We start from the raw sequence: 7138 nt of genomic DNA, 5'->3' as shown, positions 1-7138 counted from the left end.
GCAGCCAAATCCTGGTCTCTGGTCGACTTCAGGCTGCGCGTTTCAGGCACTCGCAACCTATTTTTCGACAATTGATGGCTCCCGTTAGCGCCGATGGCGATTTGCGGGGTATATTCGCCTGCAAAGTCACTGATTCAGGTGATAATAAACACTGCGTTCCGGCTCCTGCTAACACTCAATGCTACTTCACTCCTGGTGATTATCTTCCTTGTGCAGAAGGGCTATACATTGGGCCTGATTTTCAGTGGCGTGGCATGGCTCAATTGGACGGGAATGCTCCCGAACGCGGTATCTTATCTGCTTTATTTCCTCATTCCGGTTTTCTCCACGGGGGCCAGCATACTGCTGAGTTCCAAGCTCGGGAAAGATGACTTCAAAGCTGGCGAGGTGGGAAGTATTGAACATGCAAACAATAGCTTTCTTCCAAGCTATTTGGGCTACTTTTTTGTTGCGTTAAGCATAGGAAACTGGGAAACGCTTGGGTTTGTATACAGTGTGTTGTTCATTTTTACATTCCTTTCTCAGGCTTTGTATTTTAATCCGCTTTTCCTGTTGTTCGGTTATGAGTTTTATAATATTACTACAAAGAACGGAGCGGCGGTATTTTTGATCAGTTCTCAAAAGTACAAACGTCCAGACGAGATTCAGATTCCCGTAGCATATCGAATTAATAACTATACTTTTATAGAGCGGAGGTAATTATGGATCAGGTGCTTGCTAGGGTTAAGCGGAAACGTAATAAGAAGTATTTCAAGCTTATTTCCGATGAGGCGCTCTTTGATGTTGTGGCGATTGATGCCAACTCTTGTGTCGCTTACGAGCCTGACCATAATTTAGATGAAGACTCTTGGTTTAAAATCGAAAGTTTCAGTGAGCAACATTTTTGTATTGATCTTTTGAAAAAACAGTTTGACTCAAAAGACTTCGATGATTTAACCAAGGACCAGTTTACAGAGATAGCCTTTATTGTTTCCGTTCAAGGCAATGATTTTTATTTTCAGAAAATAACGCCAAGACTATTTATAAAACGAAAAACGCTTGTGTTCGGCGAAACAGCGCATCTGGAAGAGAGTGAGAATAGGCTGATCGTGAATCCAGTCCCTGACGCGATCTACCTCAAGGATTTAGACACACTTATATTTCGTAATCTGGCGACCATATCCAGTATTTTTAAAGGGATTGATGAGCTTTACAAAGAAGCGACAAATGAGGAGGTTGGAGGTTTTCTGGATGAGTCGTTTGTCGAATTGGCCGACGGTTATGGTGTTGAGAATGTTTCCAAGCCAAATAGGAAACGTATAGCACTTGCTATGGCGACATTGGAGGCAATGTCTGATGGGGATAAGAAAAGTATGCTTGGATATGTTAATGACTATTGCCGGGAAAAGTTGAAGTTCGACAAACAGAGCAAAAAATTCGAAATCTCCACTGATGATGAGTTGAAGTTTCTGCTCTATGGCATAGAACAGCGGTTTTACACTACACCGTTTGGTAAGGAGAAACGACTTGCCAACTCTGTTCAGCCTTTAGATTAGCAAAAAATATAGGTTAGGAGATTTTGTTTCCGTGCAAAGGCCAATTGCAGCGCTTCAGAGCGTGACCGAACGTTATCCCGCGTAAGACTGAACCGGTGGTTCTCAACGGCATCTTTGTCGCTTTGTTAGCCTATTAGGCGCTGGAGGTCCCTCAGATACCATTGGTGAAATTTGCTGAAATCGGACTTCATCTTTTCAGCCGTGTGGTTATAGATCGCGTCACTGGTTCGCGCACAGGCAGTGGGACCGGCTTCATAAACAAAACGTGTAGCGGTGGGAGAGGTCTTAGGTGAGGAGTCCCAGCCATTGTTGAGCCATTTGGTCAGTCTCTCATCAACTGGAACTACAAGGTTAAGTTGCCGCCTGGTACGGGTGATTCCGACATAGAATAGTCGGCGTTCTTCCTCAAGCTCCTCTTCAGTAAGGGGTTCAATTACTGATGGTAGCGATTTGAAAACGCTATCGGGTTTGCCGCCAGGGAACTCCTTTTCGTGTAGACCAATAACCACTACATTGTCCCATTCGAGACCTTTTGCGCCATGAAGCGTAGACAGCACAAAGGGCTCACAGTTCTTTGACGCCTGTTCGGGTCGCAGAATAAGACTTAGAAATGTTTGGGCATCAACCCTGGCTGACTCCAATAGCTCCTCTATTTTTACGATGCCGCGTTGCTGATCGTTTGCATCTGCGCGTGACACTCCCCCGGAGCCGATTCCTTCAGTGAGCCCCAATTGCTTCAGGCGCCTAAAGACCTCTATGGCTGGGGTATCTTCGCTATCTGATTTACGCATCGCAATGAATTCTTCAAACCGCCTTTTCTGATGACCGTGAGTCTCAAGGGTAACCCCCAGAACAGACCACAGATCAGCCTCTTGCGCTGACAAACGGTCAAGTGCTGATTTGAGTTGGCCCTGATTCCATTTGAAACCAGCGTTTCTCAGAAACCCGTAAACCAGTGCTTGCTTGCTAGGGTGGTCCTCAATCCTTTGTAGGTCGCCATAAACACACAGCGACATTCCAACAACTAGCAGTCCGACCTCGGCCCGGGTGTGTAACGACGAGGAGCCATTCAGATAGCGATATGGCAACCCGCACAGGCGTAACGCAATCTCTGCCTCGGCGAGGTTTGCCTTGGTGCGCGACAAGATAGCTTGAGTGGCGTTTTCTACCGGAAGGCGTGACAGTACTTTGGATAAGCAGTCATCGAAATGTATTGTGACTGAAGTTTTCGGAGTGTCAGGGTGGCTGACACAAAGGTTTTTCAATTTTGCGGAGTTACGGCGAATTACTGAGTTGGCGATCAACGAAAGCTCATGGCCAAAACGGAAGGTACAGGAAAGATGAAGGATCTTCGTGTTCTTGAAGTGCTTTTCAAACAGGCCACCGATAAAATCAGGCCGGGCACCTCGCCACTCATAGATACACTGGTTAATGTCGCCGACAGCCATAACCGACGTATCTGGCTTGGTCAGCAAACGAACCATGTTGTGCTGAATCAGGTTGACGTCTTGATACTCGTCAACAATGATGTGCTTGAATTGTCTTCCCAAGCTTGGGTTACCGCGTAGTAGTGAAGCCGCCTCAATCAGACAGTCATCAAAGGTGCGCAGACCATTCTCCTCAAGTAGTTCGCAGTACCTGCTATATGCTCTGACGTACTCTGGTTTGACAGTGCTGAAGGTTGGATCTGTAGCCGCATCCGTAGGTGTCACGGCTCCCGCACGGCATCGAGAAATAAACAGCTCAAAGTCTTCAAGGTCATTGGGGGCAATGTAACTTGCGTCATGCGAAAATCCCTCCCGGAAGGCCTGTTTCACCAGCTGATCGTAGCGGTAGTCGTCAGGAGTGAGGAGCGTTTTCTCTTTTATGATCTGCTCGTTTTCGCCATATCGGACGATTTTCAAAGCGAGACTATGAAAAGTGCGGGCTTCTGGGATTGCTTGTGCCCCAAGAGTCGCTTTCAACTTGGAAGTGAAGCTTTGCTGTGCGGATTTGTTGTACATCAGTATCAGGATGCGGCGTGGATCGACTCCAGACTTGACCAGTCGCTCCACACGTTTAACCAGCGTGGTCGTCTTACCGCTGCCAGGCACGGCCTTTACTAGGGCATGACCGTTTCCATGGCTGACAATGCTTTTCTGTTCCCACGTCAGACGCTTCTTCATGCGTCGGGCTCGTAATTGGCGCACTGGCGAGCGTCTGTATACGGTACTTGCTTAGCTTTACTATTGCAGAGCATATAGCCGCTGGCCCATTGGCTGGAGTGCCTACATCGAAGGCAATTGGGAAACTGTGAATCTGGATCTTTATGAAGCAGAAACGAGCGTAGGTTTTCTGACAGCGTGGTAAAGCTTACCGCCTTGGGCCATGTGTTTATATTTGAATGGACGGCTGGGTCTACTTCAGTGAATGGCAGCTGTTGCTCGTTCAGCCGGCCAGAATCGCTCAAGCTCCAGACAGACATCTCGATATCATCAAATTTGCAAGGAGCGCTGCAGATGTTCACCGTTTGAGACGGTGGACGCCAATTATACGCACTAAGACGTTTGTCACTGACGGAGTAGGAACCACTGAGCAGCATCTGGATATCGTTCACGGTCTCAATCTTAAATTCCAAGATTGGAATGCCGGTTTCAATCTTTTCTTGAGTGCATGGGTGAGTAACACAGATCTCCACATAACAGCTCTTTTTACCAGACGGATCGCTAAGCATAACGTCCGGCTTCAGCCCTGTATTGCTGTCTCGCTTTTCCAGTTCTACCTGGTCGAAGAATTCCGTCAAATTGTAGCGTGCAGGTAGGCTTTTTTGACATTGAGACTTCGTGTTTCGGAGCAACTTCAAACGAACGCTATTGCAGTAAACGGTTCTCTTGAGCTCCAGCTTAATAGGTGTGGCCTTGTTCAGCGCCTGTTCGTAACAGTAAAAGAAGGCTTGTTTGGCGCACCTGTGAAGGTAGCTCTCTAGCGCACAGCATTCTTCTGAATGGCGGAAATGCTTAGCATTGGTCTCGCCCAATACCGGGATTAGGGGACTCTTGCATCCTGGACAGGTGTAGGTGTTCGATCGCTCTGCATCACTGATGTGCGTGAGCGAGCCCTGATTATCCAGGGCGTATGCGTACTGTACTGGGCTGTCTTGTGTTGTCATTAGACGGTAGCCTCCCAGAAAATATCACCCAAGACCAGACCTTGAGGTCGGTTAATGGCCATAAAAGATATAGGGTTGGTCTGGGAATAGCCCTTTCAGTGCAAAGGTCAAAGTTTTTAGTTTCCGGGAAGCGCCGTAATACCCTTGGACACACAGTGGACACAATTTGGACACAGGCTCTATTTCGTGTACCAAACAGGACAATTTCTAAAACCGGGCAAAGGTCATTACCTGATTTGAAACCTAGGTGATTTCGGATTTGGGAATCGGGAGTGTTCAGGAAGATCGGGGGCTGTAACGTGCTGATTTGCCATTAAAATGGCCCGCCCGAGAGGATTCGAACCTCTGACCTCCGCCTCCGGAGGGCGGCGCTCTATCCAGCTGAGCTACGGGCGGTCTTCAACAAAGTTGGCATGTTTGACCGTTGCCTTCGGTTCCGGATTTTTTCTCTGACCCTTGCCTCCGGAGGGCAGCGCTCTATCCAGCTGAGCTACGGGCGGTTGTCGGAATCAATGCCTTGGCATTAATTTCGAGTGCGCAATCTTACGTGTGATGGGGTGTTCTGTCCAGTCCTCTTGGTGCTGGTTTCGGATGTATGAGGGGTCAGACGGAATCAGCTTCGGCTCTGGGGTTCCGGGGGTAGTAACGCTCCGGCAGTCGCTCGATGTGCGGGAAAAAACGGGTGTCCTTGTAGGGCATTTTCATGAACCCGGAAACGCCCAGTCCGGTGATCTGGCCTACCGCTGACAGGATCTCGTCGAGAAGCCCGGAGAATTCTCTCTCCCGGTCCGGGTCCAGCAGCCGGTAGTGGCTGTGGATCTTGAGGTGTCGGGGCAGGGCTTCGAAGATGATCATGCCGGTATGGTGGATATCGTTCAGCGATTCCAGCGCAGTGATAATGGTTTGCGGCAGCACCAGGAATTCTTCCGGGTCCGGGCCGTCCTCGAAGTAGGAATGCACCCGGGACTCGTCTTCCACCTCCGGCGCCGCGCTTACCTCGTATTTCAACTGCATGCCGGGTTCCGGCACGAAGGGCTGGTCCGCTTCATCACGGTCGATATGCAGGGTGTTGCGGGCGTTGAACAGGCAGCTCTTGAAGATGCCCTGGCGGTAGATGGCCTGAGCCAGATAGACCATGTTGTTGACGGCCCTGATGAAGGCGGTCTTCAGGCTGGGGTCATGCAGGTTCAGGGAGGTGTCGATGTAGACGCCATCGGTTTCCCAACGCACGGCAAGACCACCTTCGACAGGGTACCGTCCCAGCCGGCTAACGGCAGCGAGAAACGCCTTTTCCGTCTCCCCCATCCCTTGCATGAAGTTTTTATAGTAGCGGTCCAGTTGCACGTCGTTAACGTCGTTGAGGGTTTCCGGAGCACCTTCCTGTCGCAGGAAGGACTTTCGTGAACTGTATACAACGGTGTCGATTTCGTGACCGGAGGTTCGTGTCCAGACCGGAACCTGCGGGTTTACGGGGGGCTCTGGCAGATCAATCATCACCGTGCGCGCCATTCTCGACATTTCTCTCAAATAGTAGTCGCCGGCCTGGCGCCGAGTGTCCGGGTCCGGGGCCAGCATGCCATCCAGCATGCGGGCGAACTCCATCGGCAGCCCCAGGGAGGTGGCCGGTATTGCCTGGTGCCCGAAACGGCACGACTGGCCCGATGCCAGCGCGTAAAGGGTGCCGGCAGCGCCCTGTTCATCAAAGCGGGGCGACGACAGGCCGCCATTCAATTGTTCTTCCCCGATGAAGTATACGTCCCCAAGCCGTGCGTTGGTCTGTTGCAGGTTGTCGGACATCAGTTCCATGACATTGGTGGTGAGGAACTGCTGGTTGGCGTCGAGCTGAGCGAACACCGACGAGCCCCAGTCTATCAGGGCGATGTTCTCGGTGCTGGCGTCGAACACCAGGTTGGATGGCTTGATATCGCCGTGCACGATAGGGCGCCCGGCAGGGCCGTTCTCACGGCGCAGGTTGCGCAGGATGTCGGCAAGCTGATCGGCGATGCGCATCACCACCCGTGGTTTGAGTCGGCCCTCTCGCAGGGAGACTTCTTCCAGGTTAAGGCCGGCGGCCCGTTCCATGACCAGGATGGGCTGGTTGTGGGCCCGCTGATAGGCAATCAGCCGGGGGACCCTGGGGTGGCGGACCTGCTCGAGAATGTAGGCTTCATCCTCCAGGCGGTCCTGCAGGTGTTGTGGCAGGTTGATGCGGGTGAACTTGAAGACGTGCTCGGGGCCGCTGTTGTCGGGACTTGGCAGGCGGCCTGCGAACACAAATCCGTAGGCGCCCTTGCCGATCAGTTCGATGTCCAGGTAACCCAACTGGCGGAGCTGGGCGGCACAGAGCGCCACCCAGTCCTTGAGTTTCTTGGCATCATCATGACTGAGCAGATAGATCGACTGCTCTTCGGGGATGTAGAACTGCTGCAGTTGCGTTTTCTGCGCCATGATGCCC

Annotated in this window: 5 protein-coding genes and 1 tRNA gene; 2 read left to right on the top strand and 4 right to left on the bottom strand. The window is 51.1% G+C overall.

The window, feature by feature from the left end:
- The first annotated feature begins 210 nt into the window (after positions 1 to 210).
- Together ABJM11_RS17470 and ABJM11_RS17465 are read left to right on the top strand one after the other, a co-directional pair.
- Entirely contained in the window at positions 211 to 699 is a 489-nt protein-coding gene (locus ABJM11_RS17470) for a hypothetical protein (RefSeq protein ID WP_348296732.1), read from the top strand.
- Positions 700 to 701: 2 nt separating this feature from the next.
- Entirely contained in the window at positions 702 to 1535 is an 834-nt protein-coding gene (locus ABJM11_RS17465; RefSeq protein WP_348296731.1) for an ATP F0F1 synthase synthase, read from the top strand.
- Between the two features lie 125 nt (positions 1536 to 1660).
- Here ABJM11_RS17465 and ABJM11_RS17460 read toward each other — a convergent pair whose 3' ends face one another.
- The 4 genes from ABJM11_RS17460 to ABJM11_RS17445 all read right to left on the bottom strand — a co-directional run bounded on the left by ABJM11_RS17460 (position 1661) and on the right by ABJM11_RS17445 (position 7131).
- The gene (locus ABJM11_RS17460; RefSeq protein ID WP_348296730.1) at positions 1661 to 3700 is read right to left on the bottom strand and encodes an ATP-dependent helicase; all 2040 of its coding nucleotides are present in this window, start codon (positions 3698 to 3700) and stop codon (positions 1661 to 1663) included.
- On the bottom strand, positions 3697 to 4683 hold the full coding sequence (locus ABJM11_RS17455; protein WP_348296729.1) for a hypothetical protein: 987 nt from the start codon (positions 4681 to 4683) through the stop codon (positions 3697 to 3699). The genes ABJM11_RS17460 and ABJM11_RS17455 overlap by 4 nt, the downstream gene beginning before the upstream one ends.
- Positions 4684 to 5002: 319 nt before the next feature.
- Positions 5003 to 5079: transfer RNA gene (locus ABJM11_RS17450), tRNA-Arg, on the bottom strand.
- 207 nt (positions 5080 to 5286) lie between these two features.
- The gene (locus ABJM11_RS17445; RefSeq protein ID WP_348296728.1) at positions 5287 to 7131 is read right to left on the bottom strand and encodes a protein kinase domain-containing protein; all 1845 of its coding nucleotides are present in this window, start codon (positions 7129 to 7131) and stop codon (positions 5287 to 5289) included.
- Positions 7132 to 7138 lie beyond the last annotated feature (7 nt).

The organism is Marinobacter sp. (assembly GCF_039977835.1).
Taxonomy (GTDB): Bacteria; Pseudomonadota; Gammaproteobacteria; order Pseudomonadales; family Oleiphilaceae; genus Marinobacter.
This window is presented reverse-complemented; position numbering and strand designations above follow the sequence as displayed.